The 21,770-nt window shown below is 61.7% G+C and carries 21 protein-coding genes, 1 tRNA gene and 1 pseudogene; 7 read left to right on the top strand and 16 right to left on the bottom strand.

Translation table 11 applies throughout. The features are described 5' to 3' along the window. Positions 1–91 precede the first annotated feature (91 nt). Positions 92–1,120 (top strand): ABC transporter substrate-binding protein, encoded by a 1,029-nt coding sequence (locus tag A3AI_RS0119690; RefSeq protein WP_051382448.1) that lies wholly within the window; start codon positions 92–94, stop codon positions 1,118–1,120. A gap of 180 nt (positions 1,121–1,300) precedes the next feature. Here A3AI_RS0119690 and A3AI_RS0119695 read toward each other — a convergent pair whose 3' ends face one another. The 7 genes and pseudogenes from A3AI_RS0119695 to A3AI_RS0119725 form a co-directional block, all read right to left on the bottom strand. Then, positions 1,301–2,155: an SDR family NAD(P)-dependent oxidoreductase gene (locus A3AI_RS0119695; RefSeq protein ID WP_024517215.1), complete on the bottom strand. Its 855-nt coding sequence runs from the start codon at positions 2,153–2,155 to the stop codon at positions 1,301–1,303. 462 nt (positions 2,156–2,617) lie between these two features. Then, positions 2,618–3,127, bottom strand: coding sequence for a DUF2867 domain-containing protein (locus tag A3AI_RS0119705; RefSeq protein WP_024517216.1), 510 nt, complete (start codon positions 3,125–3,127; stop codon positions 2,618–2,620). A 224-nt stretch (positions 3,128–3,351) separates the two neighbouring features. Then, positions 3,352–3,501: pseudogene (locus tag A3AI_RS49355) on the bottom strand (IS110 family transposase); the annotation flags it as partial. Positions 3,502–3,644: 143 nt separating this feature from the next. Next, positions 3,645–4,616, bottom strand: coding sequence for a 2,3,4,5-tetrahydropyridine-2,6-dicarboxylate N-succinyltransferase (dapD, locus tag A3AI_RS0119710; RefSeq protein ID WP_036048747.1), 972 nt, complete (start codon positions 4,614–4,616; stop codon positions 3,645–3,647). A gap of 278 nt (positions 4,617–4,894) precedes the next feature. After that, complete coding sequence (gene argE, locus A3AI_RS0119715) at positions 4,895–6,088, bottom strand: acetylornithine deacetylase (protein WP_024517218.1); 1,194 nt, start codon at positions 6,086–6,088, stop codon at positions 4,895–4,897. A gap of 128 nt (positions 6,089–6,216) precedes the next feature. Beyond that, entirely contained in the window at positions 6,217–7,185 is a 969-nt protein-coding gene (locus A3AI_RS0119720) for an alpha/beta fold hydrolase (protein WP_036048749.1), read from the bottom strand. Between the two features lie 506 nt (positions 7,186–7,691). After that, on the bottom strand, positions 7,692–8,477 hold the full coding sequence (locus A3AI_RS0119725) for an SDR family NAD(P)-dependent oxidoreductase (RefSeq protein WP_024517220.1): 786 nt from the start codon (positions 8,475–8,477) through the stop codon (positions 7,692–7,694). 120 nt (positions 8,478–8,597) lie between these two features. Between A3AI_RS0119725 and A3AI_RS0119730 the strand changes: the two genes are divergently transcribed. Both A3AI_RS0119730 and A3AI_RS0119735 read left to right on the top strand, forming a co-directional pair. Beyond that, on the top strand, positions 8,598–9,302 hold the full coding sequence (locus tag A3AI_RS0119730; protein WP_024517221.1) for a histidine phosphatase family protein: 705 nt from the start codon (positions 8,598–8,600) through the stop codon (positions 9,300–9,302). Between the two features lie 81 nt (positions 9,303–9,383). Beyond that, the gene (locus tag A3AI_RS0119735; RefSeq protein WP_024517222.1) at positions 9,384–10,157 is read left to right on the top strand and encodes an SDR family NAD(P)-dependent oxidoreductase; all 774 of its coding nucleotides are present in this window, start codon (positions 9,384–9,386) and stop codon (positions 10,155–10,157) included. 171 nt (positions 10,158–10,328) lie between these two features. On the opposite strand, the gene A3AI_RS0119740 is transcribed toward A3AI_RS0119735, so the two are convergent. Then, positions 10,329–11,564: a serine hydrolase domain-containing protein gene (locus A3AI_RS0119740; protein WP_024517223.1), complete on the bottom strand. Its 1,236-nt coding sequence runs from the start codon at positions 11,562–11,564 to the stop codon at positions 10,329–10,331. A gap of 145 nt (positions 11,565–11,709) precedes the next feature. On the opposite strand from A3AI_RS0119740, the gene A3AI_RS0119745 reads away from it, so the two are divergent. Further along, positions 11,710–11,785, top strand: a tRNA-Trp gene (locus tag A3AI_RS0119745). Between the two features lie 58 nt (positions 11,786–11,843). On the opposite strand, the gene A3AI_RS45410 is transcribed toward A3AI_RS0119745, so the two are convergent. Further along, complete coding sequence (locus A3AI_RS45410; protein WP_024517224.1) at positions 11,844–12,230, bottom strand: tyrosine-type recombinase/integrase; 387 nt, start codon at positions 12,228–12,230, stop codon at positions 11,844–11,846. 31 nt (positions 12,231–12,261) lie between these two features. On the opposite strand from A3AI_RS45410, the gene A3AI_RS48795 reads away from it, so the two are divergent. Both A3AI_RS48795 and A3AI_RS0119760 read left to right on the top strand, forming a co-directional pair. Beyond that, positions 12,262–12,420: a hypothetical protein gene (locus tag A3AI_RS48795; RefSeq protein ID WP_198030150.1), complete on the top strand. Its 159-nt coding sequence runs from the start codon at positions 12,262–12,264 to the stop codon at positions 12,418–12,420. Between the two features lie 274 nt (positions 12,421–12,694). Next, the gene (locus A3AI_RS0119760) at positions 12,695–13,546 is read left to right on the top strand and encodes an SDR family NAD(P)-dependent oxidoreductase (protein ID WP_024517226.1); all 852 of its coding nucleotides are present in this window, start codon (positions 12,695–12,697) and stop codon (positions 13,544–13,546) included. A 135-nt stretch (positions 13,547–13,681) separates the two neighbouring features. Here the strand turns inward: A3AI_RS0119760 and A3AI_RS0119765 are convergent, their stop codons facing one another. The 5 genes from A3AI_RS0119765 to A3AI_RS0119785 are packed head-to-tail and all read right to left on the bottom strand — an operon-like array spanning position 13,682 to position 19,198. Then, positions 13,682–14,662: an ABC transporter ATP-binding protein gene (locus tag A3AI_RS0119765; protein ID WP_036048751.1), complete on the bottom strand. Its 981-nt coding sequence runs from the start codon at positions 14,660–14,662 to the stop codon at positions 13,682–13,684. A gap of 4 nt (positions 14,663–14,666) precedes the next feature. Continuing rightward, positions 14,667–15,656, bottom strand: a complete 990-nt coding sequence (locus A3AI_RS0119770) for an ABC transporter ATP-binding protein (protein WP_024517228.1) — start codon at positions 15,654–15,656, stop codon at positions 14,667–14,669. Positions 15,657–15,664: 8 nt separating this feature from the next. Next, positions 15,665–16,573 carry an ABC transporter permease gene (locus A3AI_RS0119775; RefSeq protein ID WP_024517229.1) on the bottom strand — a complete coding sequence of 303 codons (909 nt, stop codon included), beginning with the start codon at positions 16,571–16,573 and terminating at the stop codon, positions 15,665–15,667. Beyond that, positions 16,570–17,526, bottom strand: a complete 957-nt coding sequence (locus A3AI_RS0119780) for an ABC transporter permease (RefSeq protein ID WP_024517230.1) — start codon at positions 17,524–17,526, stop codon at positions 16,570–16,572. The genes A3AI_RS0119775 and A3AI_RS0119780 overlap by 4 nt, the downstream gene beginning before the upstream one ends. Positions 17,527–17,563: 37 nt before the next feature. After that, positions 17,564–19,198, bottom strand: a complete 1,635-nt coding sequence (locus A3AI_RS0119785) for an ABC transporter substrate-binding protein (protein ID WP_024517231.1) — start codon at positions 19,196–19,198, stop codon at positions 17,564–17,566. A gap of 115 nt (positions 19,199–19,313) precedes the next feature. On the opposite strand from A3AI_RS0119785, the gene A3AI_RS49985 reads away from it, so the two are divergent. Then, a complete protein-coding gene (locus A3AI_RS49985) occupies positions 19,314–19,442 on the top strand; it encodes a hypothetical protein (RefSeq protein ID WP_283807253.1) in 129 nt (42 codons plus the stop codon). A 662-nt stretch (positions 19,443–20,104) separates the two neighbouring features. Here A3AI_RS49985 and A3AI_RS0119795 read toward each other — a convergent pair. Together A3AI_RS0119795 and A3AI_RS43175 are read right to left on the bottom strand one after the other, a co-directional pair. Further along, positions 20,105–21,022: a DMT family transporter gene (locus tag A3AI_RS0119795; protein ID WP_024517232.1), complete on the bottom strand. Its 918-nt coding sequence runs from the start codon at positions 21,020–21,022 to the stop codon at positions 20,105–20,107. A 456-nt stretch (positions 21,023–21,478) separates the two neighbouring features. Continuing rightward, positions 21,479–21,770: transposase (locus tag A3AI_RS43175; protein WP_024517233.1), on the bottom strand; the 292-nt coding region annotated here is incomplete at its 5' end.

Consider the following 21,770-nt stretch of genomic DNA (forward strand, 5'->3'; position numbering starts at 1 on the left):
TGTTTCTTATTTTCGCAAATCTTCGGAAGTTTTCATAACCGGCCGTGTGCTCTGAAGAGTACCCTCGCGGAGGTGCCGGAGGAGTACGAAGATGAAGCGTCATCCGCTACGCCGAGCTGTTCAGGTCGTATTCGCCATCGTGGTAGCGATGGTCTGCGGACAATTCGTCGAAGGCCCGGTGCGCGCCCAAGCCCCCGACGGAAACCAGGTTGTCATCCGATATCTGAACGATCCCGGGGCCGTTCGTGCTTTCGAAATTGCCGAGGCTTTGGGCTTCTTGAAGGACAAGGGTATTCGTATCGAATCGAAGGGGGACTCGCACGGCGGGCCCGAAACATTGGCTGCGCTGCTGTCAGGCTCCATCGATGCAGGCGGGATCGCCACCCCCGCGGTGATCAATGCCGTCGCTGGCGGTGCGAAAATACTCTGTGTTATGCCGGCCCTGGGCATCAACAAAGACATAAACAGCAAGCTCTTCGTGCTGGATGGCAGTTCAATCAGGGCTCCGTCGGACCTCAAGAACAAGTCTATTGGCGTAAACGCGATAGGTGCCCACCTCGATTATTCGATCCGTGAATATCTGCGGATGCACGGCCTCAACAAGGACGAAGTGAAGCTGGTCAAGGTCGCCGGACCGAAGCTCGACCAAACATTGCGCGAGCGGCAAGCAGACGTGGTGGCCGTCGGCGCATGGCAGGGCCCTATCGCCAAGGCGATTGTGGCGGAAGGCGGTGTAAGGGTGCTGTTCACCGATTACGATGTTCTCGGCGATCTCGTGCTCGGCAACATTGTGATGAGCAAGACCTTCATCGATCAACACCCCCGGATCGTAAGTGAGTTCGTGACCGCTTCCGCCAAGGCGGCCGACTGGGCGAGTGCGCACCCCGACGAAGCGAGGGAAATGCTTGCTGAGATACTGAAGAAGCGGGGCGACGATCCGGTGGCGGCGGCGGCCTGGTCTGGCTACGGCCTGCCGCAGCACGCGCTCTATAAGGACCACGATGTCAAATTCTGGCTCGACGTGCTGGAGCGGGACGGCAAGGTTAAGCCCGGCCAACTCGACCCTGAAGATATCGCCACCAACAAATACAACGCCTATGCAAAGATTTTGCAGCACTAAATTCACAAGACGGGTGACGATCGCTTTATCGCTGCGATGTCGAGATGTTCGGCAGCGATGCTAGTTGGGCCATCCATCGCATCGTCATATCGAGTCCGCGTCACCCGAAAGAGCAGACATCTAGCGGACATGCCGGGTCCGCCGCTTGGGGCCACAATAGGCTGTGAGCAGATGCGAGAGCTAGCGTCGCGGCGTTCGTCCGCGTATACGGTCGAAGCCCCGCTTGATCGCTGCGAAGCGCTTGTCGATGAACGGTTCGTGCTCAGTATCGGTGAAAATGTAGGGCCAGTCGTTTTCGATGGCCTCGCGAACCAGTTCGCCCACATAGAGCGGATCAATGCCGTTGTTGATCCGTTCCTGCAATGCCTTGATGAACTCGGCGCGGGGTCCTTCTGTCGGCGGAGGGTTGCCGACAGCCCCAGCAAATCGCTGTGGCACGTTGCGCCGAGAGTTCATGATCTGCGTGCGGACGACGCCCGGACACAGAACCGATACCCCAATCTTCCTCGGCGCGAGCACGTTACGCATCCCCTCGGACAGCGCCACCACTCCATATTTGCTCACATCGTACGCCAGACTTGGTCCCGCAATCAGTCCGGCGACGGACGCCGTGGAAACAACCTGCCCTCCTTCGCCGTGCGCTTCGATCAGCGGACCGAAAATCTCGAAGCCCCAGATCACCGACATCAGGTTGACGCCGAGGACCCAGTTCCAGCCTGCATCAGTCCACTCACCATAGGTGCCGCCGCCGCCCACGCCCGCATTGTTGACCAATATGTGGATTCTGCCATACCGCGCGACGGTCGCGTCCGCTGCCGCCTGAAGTTCGCCTTTGAGCGAGACGTCAGCTTTCACGCCATCGACATCGACGTTGGTCCGTGTCTTCAGGTCCGCGACCGCTTTTTTCAGCGCCTCCTCCTCGATATCGCAGAGCATGACCTTCACCCCCGCCCGTGACAGCGCGGTCGCGATCCCCAGTCCGATCCCCGAGGCAGCGCCTGTCACGAATGCGGTCTGTCCAGCCAAGTCTCTCATGCGCTTCCCACCTTGCTTTCACTCAACAAACTCGCCCGCCAGACTGCGCCGCAGAGTGCCGCAATGAACTCGCGTCGTCTCATGTCCCGCGCCCCTGCGCCAAGCCTAGAAATAACCGATCGCTAGTTTCAAGCTAGCACATTGGAAACCGGCTTGATAACGAGGGGGGGCGGTTTTCGGAAGCGCTGGCTCCCGCCAACCGCTGCTTGGGGGCCAGAAGCAGACTCGTTCGTCGCCGCAAGGTTAGCTCATGTCCAGCGAAGCCGCGCCAGGATTGCGCGCCCCATGACCCAGTCCTTGTCGCTCTTGGTGAGGAACGGAAGCTCCTCTGTGAATTGCGTCACGCGCTGCCGGTAGGTGGCCCGCGCGAATCAATTGGTTAGGTCCGTTCCCCAGTGGCAGCGCTCCGGGCCGTAGGCGTCTAGTGGCCGACTACAGCCAGTCGCGACCACCAAAGCATGCTTAAATCTTTATTGCTCTTGCCGCCTGTTCTAAACTGGCCCGCACAATCACGCGATGAAACGGCGCTATCGTCGTAAGATAGATACGCCCCAGTCGGTTATGGCAATGCACCACGGTACCCGCGACCAGCTCGCGCCCATTTGCTGCATCGGCGCGAAGTTGGATGGTGACGCGGAAGTCGAGATGCCAGTCATCCGCGCCCACTACCAACTCCGTCGCGCTCTTTGACAGCACCGGGAAGAAGCCGATAACCGGCCCACGCGCCGCAGCGGCAAGACCGACGGCGCGCGACGATTTGACGGCGACTGTCGCCATCACCACATCGCGGACACGAGTGAGCGCACGAATCCACCACGACTGTCGCTCGAGCGCGGCGCGTGCCAGCACCTCTAGATCATTGCTGGCCCCCGCCGGCAGTTGAATTGCAAAGGAGTCCAAAAGGTCCGCGCCCGCGTAAAGCGGCGCAAGCACGCTGTTGCTGGGCATGGGCACGGCGCGCGCTTTGGTCATGCGATTAGGTACCGGATGCTGGGGAAGGCGTAGCGCCGTTGGCGTTGCGGACTACCTTGCCGCCGTAGTCCTTTTTTATATCCACGCGCTCTGCATCGCAACAATCCTGCGGCGCACATGTCTCAGTTGGGTCAATCTCGACAAAACTCCAAATGAGCATATCGAGTCCGCTTCACCCCAAAGAGCAGACATCTGGCGGACACGCCGGGTCCGCCGCTTCGGGCCACCAGACATGGCGGCAGTTTCTGGAAAAATGTCAGGACGTGTCGGCGCCGCAACTGACGGCGCAAAACGACCTGGCCGGCTGCATCAACGCCGTGCACCTGAAAGACCGACTTTGCGATATCCAGACCGATGGTCGACATTGACTGCATAGGCTGCTCCTCCGAATCGTGGAGCCTCAATCGGCACCCACTCCTTGGCGCTCTCGCGCCGCTGGAGGAGCCGTCCACAGCATCAGAAGGCGACATCGCTCACGCGCCACAATTGTCGCGGCCGACGCCTTCGATTGAACCGCCTAGCTGTGAAGTTGCGCGTTGAGGCCGTCCCAATTTGGTGTACGTCTGGTTGCCTCAAGTGCGCCGCTCTGGGAATTACGACGAAAAAGAAGGCCTTTCTGGCCCGAGAGTTCTTTGGCTTTCAGGACACGGCCATCTTCCAAAAGGATGCGCGCGCCTGCCGTGACATAACAGCCCGCTTCGACGATACAATCGTCACCCAATGAAATGCCGATACCGGCATTGGCGCCGATCAGGCAGCGCTCACCAACTGCAATCCTCTCTTTCCCTCCTCCGGACAGCGTGCCCATGATCGACGCTCCGCCACCAATGTCACTGCCGCTTCCCACAACGACACCGGCGCTTATCCGTCCTTCGACCATGCAGGGACCGAGCGTGCCCGCGTTAAAATTGCAAAAGCCTTCATGCATGACGGTCGTACCGGGAGCCAGGTGGGCTCCCAGGCGTACGCGATCTGCATCCGCAATTCTCACGTCCGCGGGCGTCACGTAATCAGTCATGCGCGGAAACTTGTCGACGCCTGTCACCTCAAATGCAATGGCGCGCTTCCGCGCCACGATGCGGGCTTCCGAAACACGAGAGGGTTCACAGGAACCGAGCGTCGTCCAGGCAACGTTAGGTAACAGACCGAAAATTCCATCGAGGTTCACGCAATTCGGCTGGACAAGCCGGTGGCTCAGAAGATGGAGTCGAAGATATGCGTCGTGTACATCAGTCGGCGCAGATGCAAGGGAGCCGATTTCCGTACGAATGGGAACGATGTCGACATTGCGGATGTCGTCGTGTCGCGCATATCCGTCTGCCGACTCGCCCAACGATCTGATGGTCTCGTCGCTCGCGAGCCGTATTGTTGCCGCCTTGTCGGCCTCCGCAACCAGGCTTGGCCGAAGAAACCAGGAATCCAGCACGCGACCATCAGCGGCAATCGTCGCAAATCCCTCGCCTCGCGCGCCGCTCAGCTCCATCGCCATTTGAGTGTCCCACACTTCGATCCTGCACGTAGTGCATACGCGAGTTCTCGTAGAAATGGCAACGTCTGGGCTCTCAAAAACGTCCGCTACGGGTCAAAATGCGAAAAACTCTGCCCGAGCAAACTGGTCTGCTATGCCGCGGGAAGCAGACCTCGATGAACGCATCGGCGAGTGGGCGCAGTCGCCCTTTTGTCGAGTTGCCGTACCGCGGTCGCGCCGGGGCATAGCCCGAGGACATGCCTTTCGGAGAACCGGTTTCCACTCATCTGGATCTTGCTCTAAGTGGCGCCTTCGCTCGCGCAATGCGCGATCACCCGTTCGATGAAGCCGGCGCATTTCGCAAGCTCCGACAGCTCGACATATTCATCAGGCTTGTGTGCTTGCTCGATCGAGCCGGGGCCGATCACGACCGCCGGGATGCCGGCCATGCTGACGAACAGGCCCGCCTCGGTGCCGAACGCAACCTTGCGATGGTCGTTACGGCCGGAGAGCTTCTTCGCAAGCGTCACCCATGAATGATCCGCTGGCATATCGAGCGCGGGATATTCGAGGATCTCCTCGAAATCGATGCCGCAGGACGGATCAACCTTTTGCATCACGGGCTCGATCGTCTCCTTTGCAAAAGCGACAACCGCGCCAGTCACGTCGCTGGATTCCTGGATGCCCAATCCGCGTGCTTCGAAATCGATCACACAGCGGTCGGGCACGATGTTGAGCGCAGTGCCGCCCTGCACGATGCTGGTGAGAAACGTGGTGTAGGGGACGTCGTAGAGCGCATCGCGTGGGCCATCGGTTGCGATCTGTGCTGCGCGCCGGCTGATCTCCGCGATCAGGGTGGCTGCATGCTCGATCGCATTGACGCCGCGCGGCGCAATCGATGAGTGGGAGGCGAGGCCGCGGAAGGTGGCGCGCACGCCGTGCTTGCCCTTGTGGCCGATCGCTAGCTCCATCTGCGTCGGCTCCCCGACGAAGCAGCCTATCGGCTTGACCGGCGCGCGGCTCAACATCTCGAGCAGCGGACGAACGCCGACGCAGCCGATCTCCTCGTCATAGGAGATGGCGAGATGAATTGGCGTAGCCAACGGCGCGCGCTGCATCTCTGGCACCATGGCAAGGCAGGTCGCGACAAAGCCCTTCATGTCGGTGGTGCCGCGGCCATAGAGCCGTCCATCACGCTCGATCATCTCGAACGGATTGTGTGTCCAGGCTTGACCCTCGACAGGCACGACGTCCGTATGCCCCGATAGCACGATACCGGGCTTGTCCTTGGGCCCGATCGTCACCCAGAGCGAGGCCTTCTGTCCGGTCGCGTCCACGATGCGTTGGCCAGTGATGCCGAACGACGCGAGATAGTCCTCGATATGGGTAATCAGTGGCAGGTTCGAACGATCGCTGACGGTATCGAAGCCGATGAGGCCTGCGAGCTGGGCGCGGATGCGGTCGGTGACGGGGCCGGGTGCTGAGCTTTGCATGATCTCGTTCATTCAACGGGCGTGGGGTAAGCAAGCGTAGCCCGAGTGAGCGAAACGATACCCGGGAGCCGTGGACCCGCATGTCGCTCTCGTTCATGCGGGCTACGGCTTGGTTCTCATATGCGCGATCAACCCAGCCCCTTCAAAAACTCCAATAGCGCCGTATTCACCTCAGTCGGCCGCTCCTGCTGCACCCAGTGGCCGGCGCCCTCGATCGTGCGGACCAGCCGCAGGTCGGCGACGTTCTCTCGCATCATTGCGACGAGGTCGACGCCCGGAAAGAAGGCAAGAACCGGATCGAGGCTGCCGACGATGAAGGCGACCGGCTGCTCGATGCGGCGGCCCGCGATATCGGCCAGCTGGGCGAAGTCGAGATGCGAGTTGCGGTAACGGTTGAGGGGGCCGCGAAAGCCGCTTTGCTGGAATTCGCCGGTGTAATGGTCGAGGTCATCCGGCGTAAGCCAAGCGGGCAGCGTAACGGGCTCGCTCAATCCGTCGAGCAATTTGGCATCAGGACCCTTGTTCAGTTTCGGCGCGGTCTTCACGCCTTCGCCTGATATCCAGTAGTAGATCTTCTTGAGCGAGGTCCGCACATCGGCCTCGAGCTCCTTCTCCGCGACGCCGGGCTCCTGGAAGTAGATCTGGTAGAAGAAGCGATCCTTGTAGATGTTGCGGAAAAGCTCGATGCGTGGGGCAGGGCCACGTCCGGTGAACGGCACGCTCAATCCCGCGACCGCCCGCACCTTTTGCGGGAATAGCAGCGAGGTATTCCAGACGATGGGCGCGCCCCAGTCATGGCCGATGAGGATCGCCTGCTTCTCGCCGAGTGCCTCGATTAGGCCCGCGATGTCGGCCGTGATTTCCTTGATCGAATAGGCCTCGATCGGCTGCGGCTTGTCGCTGCCGCCATAACCGCGCACGTCGGGCGCGGCGACGCGATAGCCCGCGTCCGCAAGTGCTCCGATCTGATGGCGCCAGGAGTACCAGCTCTCCGGCCAGCCATGTACCAGCACGATCAACGGGCCCTTGCCGGCCAGGGCCACGCGCAGCCGAATGCCGTTGGTTTCGACCATGGCGAATTCCGGTTGGGTCATCATGCCTTCCCCCTCCGCTGTGCTCGGTGGATCGTTTCGCTGTTGTACGATGGAATGGCGAGGGGGCAAAGCGGTACCGAATGACAATCGTCAGCCACGGAAGCAGACTATCAAGTTTTGCGGAGATGCCTGTGATCGATCAGGGCGCCACGCCAGATTGATCTCCTTGCTTTTGCAGCGGGGGCGACGACGTAGGGGATGGTCACGCGCCCTTCGCGCAACTTTTCTGGCGCGAGCGCCCCGGCTGCAGCGGTCACCCGGCCTTCCCTGCGCCCTCTGCTTTTCGAGAGGGTAATGAATGAAGCAAAGCTCGGCGAAACGCGCGGCGAGGATGAGAGATCGTGTCGACCTTCTCGTCGCGCCCACCCTTCGAGACGCCTGCTCGCGCGGGCTCTTTAGGATGAGGTCGTCACGTGTTGCCAGACCTCAGACCCGTCATGGTGAGGAGCGCAGCAGAGCCGCGCGTCTCGAATCGTCAGGCGCCGCTGACAAGGCGCGCACACGTCAGCCTAGATCGGTTTGCCCGTATAGGGCATCGAAGCCGTCAAACCGCCATCGACCGGAATCGCCTGACCATTGACGTAGGATGCCTCGTCGCTCGCCAGAAACAGCCCCATCGCCGCGAGCTCGTGCGGCTGGCCCGGGCGCTTCAACGGATTGAGCTGGCCGATCTTGTCGGAGGTGCCGCGCTCCTTGGCACGGTCGAAGACCGGCTTGGTCATCCCGGTCTCGATCAGCCCCGGGCAGACTGCGTTGATGCGCACGCCGGTACCGGAGAGCGAATAGGCCGTCGTCTGCACCAGGCTGATGACGCCCGCCTTGCTGGCGCCGTAAGGATGGCCGCTGGCACCTGCTTTCAGGCCGGCAACGGAGGCGGTGCAGATGATCGAGCCGGAGCCTTGCCTGGTCATATGCGGGATGGAATGCTTGATGGCGAGGAAGGGCCCGATCAGGTTGACGCGCAGCACCTCCTGCCAATGCTCCACTGTCTGGTCGGCGAGGGGAACCAGCCCGCCGCTGACGCCGGCATTGGCCCAGATCGCATCCAGCCTGCCGTAATCTTTCAGAGCCCGATCGATGAACGCGATCACATCCTTCTCCGAGCCTGCATCCGCCGTCAGCGCCTCCGCGGTGCCGCCGGCCTTTTTGACCTCGGCGGCCACCTCTTTCACCGCTTCGGTGCGATCGACCGCGATCAGCCGCGCCCCTTCTTTGGCGAACAGAAGCGTTGCCGCGCGGCCGATGCCGCTTCCGGCGCCGGTGATGATGACGGATTTGCCTGCGAGGCGGGTCATGCGTTTCCTCCTGGTGGAATTTTCGGCTCGTTTCAAACAAGTTTTCAAACGTCGAAGTCACTTGAGGCGACGCGCGCGCTCACGTACGACGGCGGCGAACAGTATTGAAGGGTTTTTGGGATGTCCAATAAAGACAAGCCAGAAGTCGTGACCACGCGGTGGTGGTGGGTGCGCCACGCGCCCGTGCGCAATGACGGCGGCAACATCTACGGCCAGACGGATATCGCCTGCGACACCAGCGATCGCGAGGTTTTCGAGGCGGTCGCCAAAATACTGCCGCGCAACGCCGTGTGGGTTGCCAGCAACCTGATGCGCACCCATCAGACCGCCGAGGCCATCTGGGCCGCGGGCTACCCGCAGCCAGCGAGCATGGCGAAGGAGGCCGCCTTGGCCGAGCAGAATCTCGGCCAATGGCAGGGGATGAATCGCGCCGCATTCCTGGCGAGCCGGCCGGCGGGCAGCAACTGGTTTGCCGAGATCAGCGAGCCCACGCCGGGCGGCGAGAGCTTCATGGATCTTTACAACCGCACCAAGGGCGCGATTGAACGGATCACGGCCGAGCAAGCGGGCAGGGATGTGATCGCGGTCGGCCATGGCGGCTCGATCAAGGCGGCTATCGGCGTTGCGCTTGGCGACCTCGTGGACAAATGCCTTGCCTTCGACATCGACAATTGCTCGGTGACACGGCTCGATCACTATGCAACCCCGGGCCGGGCCAACTGGCGGTTACCAATGCTGAACCAGCAGCCGTGGATCGCGGATGCCGCGCACGCTGCCATGCATCAGCCGGCGGGGCCCGAAGTCACGACAAGCAAACTCGCCTGAGGCGGCATCTGCCGGCGCTGTGCGAGCCATACGTTTGATCTGAAAGCAACCGGCGACGCCGGAAACATTTGGGAGGACTACATGACCCTGTTCGATATGACCGGAAAAGTGGCCGTCATCACCGGATCTTCGCGCGGCATTGGGCGCGCCATCGCCGAGCGCATGGCCGAGCATGGCGCGAAGGTCGTGATCTCCTCGCGCAAGAAGGAAGCCTGCGACGAGGTGGCCAAGGCGATCAACGACACATACGGCAAGGGCAAGCAGGTCGCGCTGGCTATTCCGGCCAACATCTCCACCAAGGACGATCTCAAGAACCTGGTGGAAGAGACCAATCGCGCCTTCGGCCAGATCGACACGCTGGTCTGCAACGCCGCGTCCAATCCCTATTATGGCCCGCAAGCCGGTATCGCGGACGACCAGTTCCGCAAGATCCTCGACAACAACATTGTCGCCAACACCTGGCTGATCAACCTCGTGGTGCCGCAGATGATCGAGCGCAAGGACGGCACCGTCACTATCGTCTCGTCCATCGGGGGCCTCAAGGGCTCGACCGTGCTCGGCGCCTACGCGATCTCGAAAGCCGCCGACATGCAGCTCGCGCGCAACCTCGCCTGCGAATATGGCAAGCACAACATCCGTGTGAACTGCATCGCGCCGGGCCTGATCAAGACCGATTTCGCCCGTGCGCTCTGGGAAAATCCGGAAACGCTGAAGGCCTCCACCGCCCGCGCACCGCTTTTGCGCATCGGCGAGCCCGACGAGATCGCGGGCGCCGCGGTGTTCCTGGCCTCGAAGGCGGGTAGCTTCACGACGGGACAGACCATCGTGGTCGATGGTGGCGCGACGATCAGTTGACGTGGCTGCCGGGAAGGGGGCGTGCTTGGCCCACACCCTCCCTGTCATCGCCCGCGAACGCGGGCGATCCAGTATTCCAGAGACAGCCGTGCTTGAGCCGAGAAGCCGCGGGTTACTGGATGCCCCGCCTTCGCGGGGCATGACAGCCTGAAGGGGGGCGAGGCCTATGCCTCACTGTACAGCCGCGTAGACCAAGTTCCGCACCAGCGTGCGCGTGTAATCCCGCTGCCCGGGCGCCTGCGACATGAAGACTGCAAACAGCTCCTCCTTCGGGTCGATCCAGAAGAAGGTGCCGCCCATGCCGCTCCAGAAGAACTGGCCGACCGAGCCCGGGAAGGAGGCGATGCCGGCGGTGTTGCGCATGGCAAAGCCGAGCCCGAAACCGTGGCCGGGCGTGAGCAGCGTGCCCTTGATCGCGACCTGAGGATTGAGGTGATCGGCGGCCATCAGCTCCAGCGTTTTGCGGCCGACAATCCTGTTACCGTCGAGGCTGCCGCCATTGAGCAGCATCAGGCAGAAGCGGGCGTAGTCCATGGTGGTCGAGACCAGACCGCCGCCTCCGGATTCCATCGCCGGCCGTTCCAGCATGTTGAAGAGTTGCACCTTCTCACCGTTCCAGGGATCGGTCGGGAAGGGCTCGGCGAGGCGGGAGGCGTTCTCTTCACCGGTGAAGAAAGCGGTCTCGGCCATCTGCAACGGTGCGAGAATCCGCTCGGTGAGGAACGTGCCGAGCGGCTTGCCGCTGACGACCTCGATAATGCGGCCGAGAATATCGGTGGAGCGGCTGTAGTTCCATTCGGCGCCAGGCTGGCAGACCAGGGGCAGGCTCGCCACGATCGCCGCATGCTCGGCATTGGTGATCTTGCGGCTCCGCAGCCGCGTCTCCTTGTAGAGCTGCTGCACCAGGCTGTTGCCGGTGTGATCGTAAGTGATGCCGGAGGTGTGCCGGAGCAGGTCTTGGATGGTCATGGGACGCTCGACCGGCACGAGCTCGAGCTTGCCGTGCTTCTCGATGCCGACCTGCTGTCTGGCAAATTCCGGAATGAACTTGGCGACCGGCTCGTTCAGCAGGAGATGGCCGTCCTCCATCAGCATCATGATGCCGATCGAGACGATCGGCTTGGTCATCGAGAAGATGCGGAAGATCGAGTCGCGGGTCATGGGCGCGGCGGAGCCGGGGGCTTGCCGGCCGATGGCGTCGAACCAGCCGATCTGGCCGCGCCTCGCCACCATCACGGTTGCGCCGGGCAGGGTTCCCTTGTCCACCTCGCGCTTGAAGGCATCGGAGAGGATTTGCAGGCGGGACGCGGAAAGTCCGAGGGATTCGGGTTTTGCGTGGGGTAAAGGTGGGGTCTGGGGGGCGGCCGTGGCCTTGGCGGTTGTGCTGGCGGCGGTCTGCGGGGTCATGATCTCTCCCTTGGGCTCTTGTTATGTCTCAACTGTTACGCAGAAGGGGCCACTTGAACAGCGCTTTTGCCGCGCTTCGCCCTTGCAAATCGGCCATGCGGTGTGCTTGAAACGGCGCGGACCGATCTGGCTGCTTCGGTCCCTTAGGAGTGTAGCTCAATTGGTAGAGCACCGGTCTCCAAAACCGGGGGTCGTAGGTTCGAGCCCTACCACTCCTGCCAGCCAAATCAATGGCTTAGCTGGCAATCCCGTCTCGGCGCATAACCTCCTGCAACCATTTCAGCCCTGATCGCGTGATGGGCCCGCGATGGCCTTCTGATAGGCGGCGTCGATCTGGGCGGCGGCGTCATCCTGCATGCCCGGCATCACGTGCTGGTACAGGTCCATAGTGATGCCGGTGGTAGAATGTCCGAGCCGCTCGCTAGCTACCTTAATGTGGACGCCGTTGGCCAGCATTTGGGTCGCGTGCGCGTGCCGCAAGTGATGGACCCCCCCCCGCCGAGGTAGCCCGCTCTCCTTGATGATGGCCTTGGCCCACTTCTTGGAAATCCAGCGCGGATGCGTCAGCGAGCCGTCGGGGTGGGCGCAGACTAGGGTGTCGCCGGTTTGCCGCACTCCGAGCTTTAGCAGCTCCTCAGCCTGCGCAGCCTTGTGGGCGCGCAGCACAGCGAAGCGGCAGAGCGCGAAGCTTTTGGAATTGCGGGCATCGATCAGCTTGGCGCGCCTCTGGTACCAACAGGACAGGCGCGGCGCAGCCCGTGATCTTCTCGCGCCGATCTACGGCTGGTTCACCCAAGGCTTCGACACGCGTTACTTGAAGGAGTCCAAGGCGCTGCTCGATGAGTTGCACGACTGACAACGAGTTTTAAGGCCCCGAATTTTTCGCAGCATGAGTCCGTTACTGGCCCACACCGACGAACTCGGGCGATTACCCAAATGTCAGCTTTCAGGAGGCAGAGCGGAAATGCCGGCAAGGCGATGGAACCGACGCGGATGACCTTAAGCGAATAGGGTTGTCGCCGGGGAAACGCCCCCACAGTAATTCAAGTAAGGGGGAGATTCCATTGCCATGCAACCGAGCGAGTGAAACAATAGCGGCTCTGGCCAAATAGAAGCGCAGGGAAACGTGCATGAAAGACCTGTCTGGAAAGACGGCGTTCGTCACGGGCGCCGCATCTGGTATCGGACTGGGGATCGCTACCGCGCTGTCGCAAGCAGGAGTGAAAGTCATGCTCTGCGATATCGAGGAGGAGGCGCTGGCAAAGGCGATATCAGGCTTGAAGCTCACGAACGCTGATGTTGATGGGGTGAGAGCCGATGTCTCACTTAAGGCAGAGTTGCAGGCGGCCGCGGACGCCACCGTCGTGCGGTATGGCAAGGTCCACATTTTGGTCAACAATGCTGGGGTTGGCGCTGGCGGCAACTACGGCCGCTGGTCCGACGCGCGTTGGAATTGGGTTCTGGGCGTCAATCTGATGTCGGTGATCTGGGGGATCGAGATTTTTGGCCCGCTGATCGAAGCGCACGGCGAGGGAGGACAGATCGTCTCCACCGCATCTATCGCTGGACTGATTTCAGGAGAAGTAAATCCTCTGTACAATGTGAGCAAATATGGCGTCGTTGCGCTCTCCGAGTCACTGCGCATCACCCTTGCGCCGCGGGCGATCGGAGTGTCCATTCTGTGTCCGGGTTTTGTCCGCACGCAAATCATGAACTCAGGCCGCAATGTCCCTCAGCGGTTCGCTAGCGCTCTTGAAGCCCCGCCGACAGAAGGTCCCGTCGCTGACGTCATCAAACAATTTCAGGAGCGGATATCCAAGGGCATCGATCCGCTCTATGTCGGCGAATTGGTTCGAGAAGGCATCGAAAATGACTGGCCATACATCTTCACTGACACTGAGTTCGAGCCCTTAATCGACGACCGCTTCGCCGCCATAAAGCAGGGCTTCGACCGTCTCCGCGGACGACAGCCGAGACATTGAGCGCAGTTAATGTGTGATTGATGGTGGAACGAACGACACTGCACCTGTGCTGCCGTCTAGAATGTGCTTCATGTCGCTGGAACGACCGCTCATGGTCCGAAGCTCGGACACCGCGCGTCTGCACATCGCTCTAGACTAGTCGTAGAGATGGCAGGCGACCCAATGACCTTCGGCCTGCTGCTTCAGGGCAGGCTCGACGATGCGGCATCGGCTCATCACCTTGGCGCAGCGCGGATGCAGGCGGCAGCCTTTGGGAGGATTGAGCGGGGATGGCACTTCGCCCTGCAGCACTATTCGCTTGCGCTTCTTTTCGATCGCCCGGTCCGGCACCGGCACCGCCGCCAGCAGCGCCTCCGTGTAAGGATGCAGCGGCGACGAATAGAGACTTTGCTTCGGGGCGATCTCGATAATCTTGCCGAGATACATCACGGCGATCCGGTCGCTCAGGTGTCGCACCACCGCCAGATCGTGCGCGATGAAGATGTAAGTCAGGCCAAGCCGGTCGCGCAACGCCTCGAACAGGTTGACGATCTGGGCCTGGATCGAAACATCAAGCGCCGAAACGGGCTCGTCGCAAACGATAAAGTCCGGCTGCGCCGCGAGCGAGCGAGCGATCCCGATGCGCTGGCGCTGGCCGCCCGAGAATTCGTGCGGGAAGCGATCGAGCATTCCCCGATCGAGGCCGACGATCCTGAAAAGCTCAGTCGCCTTTTCGCGGGCTTCAGCCCCATTTGCCGCCAGGCCGTGCACCAGCATCGGCTCGGCAACGGTATCGCCCACGGTCATCCTGGGGTTGAGCGACGAAAAGGGGTCTTGAAACACCATTTGCATGCGACGGCGCAGAGGCCGAATCTCCTCGTCGCTGAGTTTGGTGAGATCGGTGCCGCCGAACCAGACCTCGCCAGAGGTCGGCCGTACCAGCTGCAGGATGGCACGACCCAAAGTCGATTTTCCACAACCGCTTTCGCCAACCAGTCCGAGCGTTTCGCCGCGCCGGATTTCGAGATCGACGCCGTCGACGGCGTGCACGGTGCCGACCGGCTGGCGCCGCAGCAAACCGCTGAGGACAGGGAAATGCACGACAAGCGCACGCAGCCACACCAGGTTATCGGTCATCGGCTCAGTCACGAACGTCGACCCAGCAGGCAACGGCGTGTCCATTGGCGTGGCGCGTCAGTGCCGGTACCTCGGCGCGACATTTGTCAATTGCCAATGGGCATCGCGGATGGAATGCGCAGCCGGACGGCAAATCAAGCGGATTTGGCGGCTGGCCCTCGATCGGCAACAGTTTCTCGGAGATCGGCTGGTCGAGCCGCGGCACCGAGCGCAGCAACCCGATCGTGTATGGATGACGTGGCGTCCGGTAGATCTCGTCAGCGCTTGCGCTCTCGACGATGCGTCCGGCGTACATGACGTTGACGCGATCGGCGTAGCGCGCCACCACGCCGAGATTATGTGTGATCAGAAGCAGCGCGGCGCGATGGTTTGCGACCTGCGCCTGCAGCAATTCAAGCAGCTGCGCCTGGATCGTCACGTCGAGAGCGGTGGTCGGCTCATCCGCAATGACGATGTCGGGATCACAGCTCATGCTCATCGCGATCATCATGCGCTGCCGCATCCCGCCGGAGAACTGATGCGGATAGCTCTGCAGCCGCCGGCGCGGTTCGGGAATATTCACGGACTCCAGCAGCGCCAGGCATTTTGCAAGCAAGCTGTCGCCGCGCAGGTTCTTGTGCAATTGAAGCGGCTCACCGAGCTGGCGGCCGATCGTGTAGACCGGGTTGAGGCTCGTCATTGGCTCCTGGAAAATCATGGCGATGCGATTGCCGCGGATGTCGCGCACCGTCGCGTCATCGGCCGACAGCAGCTCCCGGTCGCGAAAGTGGATTTCGCCGTTGGCGATCCGGCCCGGCGGATCGGCGATCAGGCGCAAGAGCGCGAGCGCGGTCGCGCTCTTGCCGCAACCGCTTTCGCCAACCAGTGCGAGGATTTCGCCGGCCTGGAGGTCAAAAGAGACCGCGTCAACCGCAGTGATGATGCCTGCGTCGGTTGCAAACTCGACCGTGAGATCCCGCACGCTGAGCAGCGCCTCAGGCGCGGTCTTCGCCACGGCCCCGCTCAACGCGACACCCGATTGGCGCCGCGCAGACGCGGATCGAGCGCGTCGCGCAAGCCGTCGCCGACGAAATTGAAGGCGATGATCGCAAGCGAGATCATCACGCCCGGCGCGATCGAGAACAGCGGCGCCGCTTCGAGGTAAGTGAACCCGACGCGGAGTTCCTTGCCCCAGCTCGCGGTCGGCGGCTGCACGCCAAGCCCGAGGAACGACACGCCGCTTTCGACCAGGATTGCGCCGCCGATGCCGATGGTGATCGCGACCAGCACCGGCGCCACAATATTGGGCAGGATGTGACGAAACATGATGCGCGTCGCGGGCACGCCGACTGAACGCGCCGCTTCGATGAACGGCAGCTCGCGGACAAGAAGCACCTGACCGCGCGCAAGCCGCGCAAAGTACGTCCAGCCGAACAGCGCAAACGCCAGAATGACGTTCTGCAGGCCAGGACCGAGTGCTGCCGACATCGCCAGAATGAAAATCAGCGGCGGGAAGCACAGAAAGGCATCGGTGATGCGCATGATGATGGCGTCGACCATGCCGCCCCTGAAGCCTGCGATCAGGCCGATAACAACGCCGATCACGGCCGAGACCAGCGAGCTGACGATGCCGACTAAGAGCGACACGCGGGCGCCGTAAAGCAGGCGAGACAGCAAGTCGCGCCCGAGGTTGTCAGTACCGAGCAAATGGAGGCGGCTGGGCGGCGCAAGGACGTGATAGAGATCCTGCTGAAACGGGCTGTAGGGTGCCAGCACGGGGGCGAAGACCGCAATAATGATCAGCGTCGCGATGATGACGAGACCGACGGAGGCGAGGCGATGGCGGGCGACGGCGCGCAGCAGCGCCAGCGCCGGATTGCGCGAAGCCGGCGAAACCGCGACGGCAGTGGCGGGGTGAACGAGGTCCGTCATCCGCGCACCCGCACCCGCGGATCAATATAACCATAGAGGATATCGACCAGCAGATTGACCAAGAGCACGTTGAGCGAGACAACGATCAGCATCGCCTGCATCACTGGATAATCCTTCTGGAAGATGGCATCGACGCTCATGCGCCCTAGCCCCGGTATGGCAAAGACCACCTCGATGAAGAACGCGCCCGCCAGCAGGCCCCCCCAGGACAGGCCGATCACGGTCACGACCGGAATCATGCCCGGCTTGAGCGCGTGTCGCGCTATGACGGCTGCCTCCGAAAACCCCTTGGCGCGAGCCGTCCTCACGTAATCCTGGCCCAGCACCTCGAGCAGGCTGGAGCGGACATAACGGGCAAGCAGTCCGCCGGCATGGGTGCCGAGCACGAAGGTCGGCAGCACTACGGCACGCAGGTTGAGCAGCGGATGTTCGAAGAACGGTACATAGCCCGACGGCGGAAAGATCGGCAACAAAACAGCAAAGAGGTAGATCAGCACGATGGCTTCCCAGAATGGCGGGAGCGAGACCCCGATGATCGCACCCGTGGTCACGGCGATGTCGGCTGCGGAATTCCGCTTCAAGGCACCGAGGATGCCGGCGGGAATGCCGACCGCGATCGACCACAGCGTGGCGCCGACGAACAGTTCCAGCGTGACCGGCAGCCGCTGCACGAACATGTCGAGCACTTTTTGTCCGGTGCCGATCGAGGTGCCCCAGTCGCCGCGCAGGAACTCGCCGAGCCAGACCGCGAACTGGACCGGGATCGACTGATCGAGCCCGTATTGGTGGCGGACTCGCTCCACCACCGATGGGTCGTGCAGATCGACGCTGCCGGCCATGGCGGCCATGATCGCATCGCCCGGGATGATCCGGGCGATGATGAAGACCAGCACGACCACGATCGCCAGGATCACCAGCGCGTGCGCCAGCCGGATGCCGATATACTTGCCCATCCCCGTGGTTCGCCTAGTCAGCGACGATACGGCCGGCTTATGCCTTGCCGTCCTTGAACCAAAGCGGATGCGACCAGAACCAAGCGTCCTGGTACTTCAGGAAGCCTTCCTGGTTCCAACCCTCCACCTGCTTGCGATAGGCCGTTGCAGTTTCCTCCCACCAGAGCCAGGCGTCTTCGTATGAATTGTACAGGACTTCTTCGAGCTGCCAGTAGATGGCGCGGCGCCTTTCGAGATCGGTTTCCTTGCGCCCGGCCTCGATCAATGCGATCGCGGCGTCGTTCTTGCTGCGCCCGAAATTGAAGCCGCCTTGCGGGTGATAGAGTCCGGTCGGCATCAGGTCGGGATCATAGATCCAGATCCAGCCGCCCTGCGCGAGATCATAGTCCATCTTCTGCATGCGCGTGGCATAGGCCGCCGGCGCCATCAGGTCGACCTGCCAGTCGATGCCGACCTGGGCCAACATACCTTTGACGGCCTCGGCGATGGTTTGGCCCATCGTCGTATTGTTGAAGTAGCCCTTGACGGTCAGCCCGCCGCCGTAACCCGCCTCAGCGAGCAGCTTCTTCGACAGGTCGGGATCGTACGTCACCGGCTTCAGGATCGGATTGTGACACCAGTGGTCCTCCGGATACATGCAGCTGGCGAGGCGCGCGAGGCCAAACTGCGTGCCTGCGATCAGCGCTTGGCGATCGATCGCATGGCTCACGGCCTTCCTGAGCCTGATGTCCTGAAACACGCTCTTGGTGTTGTTGAAGCGAAGCGCCATGACGTGATTGCCGGGGTAGCGGTGGACATTGAGCCCCGGATCGGTCTTGGCAACGGCGTATTGCGACTTGTCGAGCAAAAGCACGTCGATCTTGCCGGCGCGCAAGTTTGCGAGCCGTACGGCCGGGTCGGGAACGATAGTCACGAGAATACCGTCAAAATACGGCATGTCAGGATGGCTGCTTGCCTTGGCGAACCACCAGTTCGGATTGCGTTTGAGCTTGAGATAATTGTCGGGGCTGCCCTCCTCGACAATGTAGGGGCCGGTCCCCACGGGCTGGCTGTCGTATTTGTCGACATCGTCCTGCAGCGCTTTCGCCGACATCACGTAGCCCGGAACGTTGGCCATGACGCCGTTGAAGCCGGCCCAGGGCATCTTGAACTTCCAGCGCAGCGTGCGGTCGTCGACGACCTCGACCGCGTCGAGCTGCGCGAGCCAGCCGGCGTCCCACGTTTTGCTTGCCGGATTGCGAATCCAGTCGATCTGATATTTCACGCTTTTGGCGTCGAACGGAGAGCCATCGTGGAAGGTGACGCCCTCGCGCAGCGTCATGACGACTTCTTGCGGACTCTCCCAGTTCAGCTTCTCGGCGAGCCACAGCACGGTCGAGTTGTAGCTGCCATCATTCATCATCAGGCGCTCATGGAAGTAGCCCATGGAAACCCAGTCCAGCACCGGCCAGTGATTGGGATTCATCTTGCCGATATACTGCGCGGCGGCGATGCGGAAGATACCGCCGCGCATCGGCTTGGCAGCCTCGTCCCAAACCGCCCAAGGCTGGTCGAGGACCGCGGTGCTGGGGCTTTCCGTCGCGGCGCCGGCGGCGGTTGGATGCAGCGCAAGCGCAAAGCTTGCTGTCAGGAAACCAACGGTAAACTCGCGCCGATCGAGATCGTGATCCATGAGTGGTCCTCCCCTGCCTGGCCCTGATCGCTTGTTTATTCCTTCCTGTCTAGGCAGAGTCAGCATAACACAAGGGTCGTCCGGTGGCGCGCACCATCGTGGCACCGGCGGGACATTGACTGACGATGCGCTGCAGCACCGCCAAATCAGCGAGTTCGCCGAGCTGACCGCGATGCTCAAAGAACGCGTCATTCGCGCGCCGATCGATGGCAAACCGCGGACTGGATGCAACACACTCAACTGAGTGCAGCGTAACAATGCAGCGCAACCTGAGCCGCGTCTCAGCTTCCCGAAGCGCGAACAAGCCGGCCTCACAATGGCGGGAAGGCGACGCTGGGTTCATCCTCGCGCTCGTCGGCCTAAGCGGGGCGCTCGCCCTGGCCTGGGCTGGCCTGTGGCGGGTGATAGCGAGCAATATCAGGACAGCGATCCGCTACCGCGCAGCGAGGCGGCCGCCCCCGCCCTCCGGGGTACGACCCCCCTGACGGCCCTGCTCTGGAGGGAGCGGGGGGCCCCACTGGGTCCGCCACAAATTTTGAAGCCTCCACATCAGCCCGTGTAGAGCCGGCTGAGGGACCGGTGTGCAGACCGCCTGCACAGACGGCCCCCACGAAAAATAGCGACCGCCGGAATCAAACTGATCCACCCCGATGCTATGCCGGTGAAGGGCGCATCAAGATGACGGATGTATCCCGTCATAAATCAGTGGATACCCTGCGGGGCTACGTTCGCGATGCTGAGCTATTTAAGGATGCCGCGGCAGGGTTGCTGTAAAGCGCATCCTACGCCTCTACAGGGGCGGCACGGGCATATTGAAGATCGGCGAGGCGCTGGGCGCTGGCACGGTGCAACGGCTAGTGACGGAGGAGCCGCGCCCTTTCGACGTCGCAAGCGACGGCAAACCGTCTAACTCTGCCGTTGCGCGAGATAGAATCCGGCCAATACGGTAACCAAACCCACCGCCTGCAGCGTGGTCGGTGCCTCGCCAATCAGGAGCCACCCCAACAGCAACGTTAGCGCCGGTACGATCGCAGGAAAAACAGCTGCGCGGGCAACTCCGAGTAGCTGGATTGACAGTGTGAACGAATACATTGCTGCGGGCCCAGCCAGGACACCCTGGCCGATGGCTTGTAACGCATTTTCGCTTAGGCCGATGGCTGCATCGCGAACGAGCCCACCCGACGCGGCATACAGAGGAAACAGCGAGAGCGACAACACGCTGATGACTGTAGCCACAGAGAACGCCGACACACGCCAATAGCGTACCAGCGTGGCAAAACTTGCAAACATCAATCCAGTCAGAACAAAGATCAAATCGCCCATCACGGCGCTCAGTCCCATATGACCTATTGACTCGCTACCGATCACGGCAAGGCCGATAACGATGACTAAAGCGCCGGCGATTCGAGAGAGTGGGATCGGTTCTCTAAGCAAGACGACCGCTAGAAAAAGTCCACCTAGGGTCGCACAGGAGGGTTGGATCACGCTACCGTGCCCCAGTGGCACGAACATGAAGCCAGCATAGCTGATAAGCGACATCACCGGCCCGCCCAGCATCATCAGCGCTATGCCACGGCTCCATCCGATGCCGCAGAGATCGCTTAGGCCGGCGCGTAGAACGAGCGGGAGGAACACCATGCCTGACCACAAAAAGCGATGCATCAGCAGGTCCACAGGCGAAAACCCGACCTTCAGGCCGTGCCGGGTCGCCACGAAGCCGAGAGCCCAGAAAAGCGCCGCGCCGAGACCGCATGCGACCCCCAGCAGTATGGCTTTCGTATCGGGAAGGGCTGCGGCCTTAGCGTCGGCCGTACGTTTGCTCATCGCGAACGACTACGTTACCTCCCAAAACCGATCAACCCACTCAGGTGCAGGGCTGATTGGCGCAGCAGCCAATTGCGAAGTTCATTTCGGGCGACGAACGTGTAAGCTTGCCAAGGTCCATTTGGGACGTTTTCGAACGCTACGGGCTTCGCCTACAATTCAATGTCTGCTTCTCTAATCGGCCGTTTGAGGTCAAGCACTTTCAGACTATCCGCCACTGCAGTGTCGATGTCGCTCACGGGCTCGTGCTTCTCTTCGGAATCGGCACCAGGGCCCTTCCATTATGGGATTCGAGGACAAGGTAGAACAATCTTAGCCGCGGCCTTGCCGTCAGTTTGAACGGCAGGTTCAAGCGGACATGCGGACTCACCTCATCCATCGTCCCGCGAGGGACATCTTTCCACTGCTGGGTGGATCTCGAGTTTTCTCCTTATCGGTTTTGATCTTGAACGGCTTTCATGCTGCGGCCGTGGCCGGCTCCCGGGTCCACCGGAACTCGGTGCCATCAATCCATATGCGGTGCATGATGACGGCCAGCCGGCGGGCCAGGGCGACGATCGCCCTCTTCATTCCGCGGCGCCTGGCGATCTGGATGGCCCAGGCCTTAAGCCAGGACCATTTCTTCGAACGCAACATGCTCTGCGCTGCTTCGTAGAGCATCGTCCGCATCATCTCATCCCCGCAGCGCGATATCCTGCCGTTCCAGTCGATTTCGCCTGATTGATACCTGGAGCTCGTCAGCCCAAAC

The sequence above is a fragment of the Bradyrhizobium sp. Tv2a-2 genome (assembly GCF_000472425.1).
Taxonomy (GTDB): Bacteria; Pseudomonadota; Alphaproteobacteria; order Rhizobiales; family Xanthobacteraceae; genus Bradyrhizobium.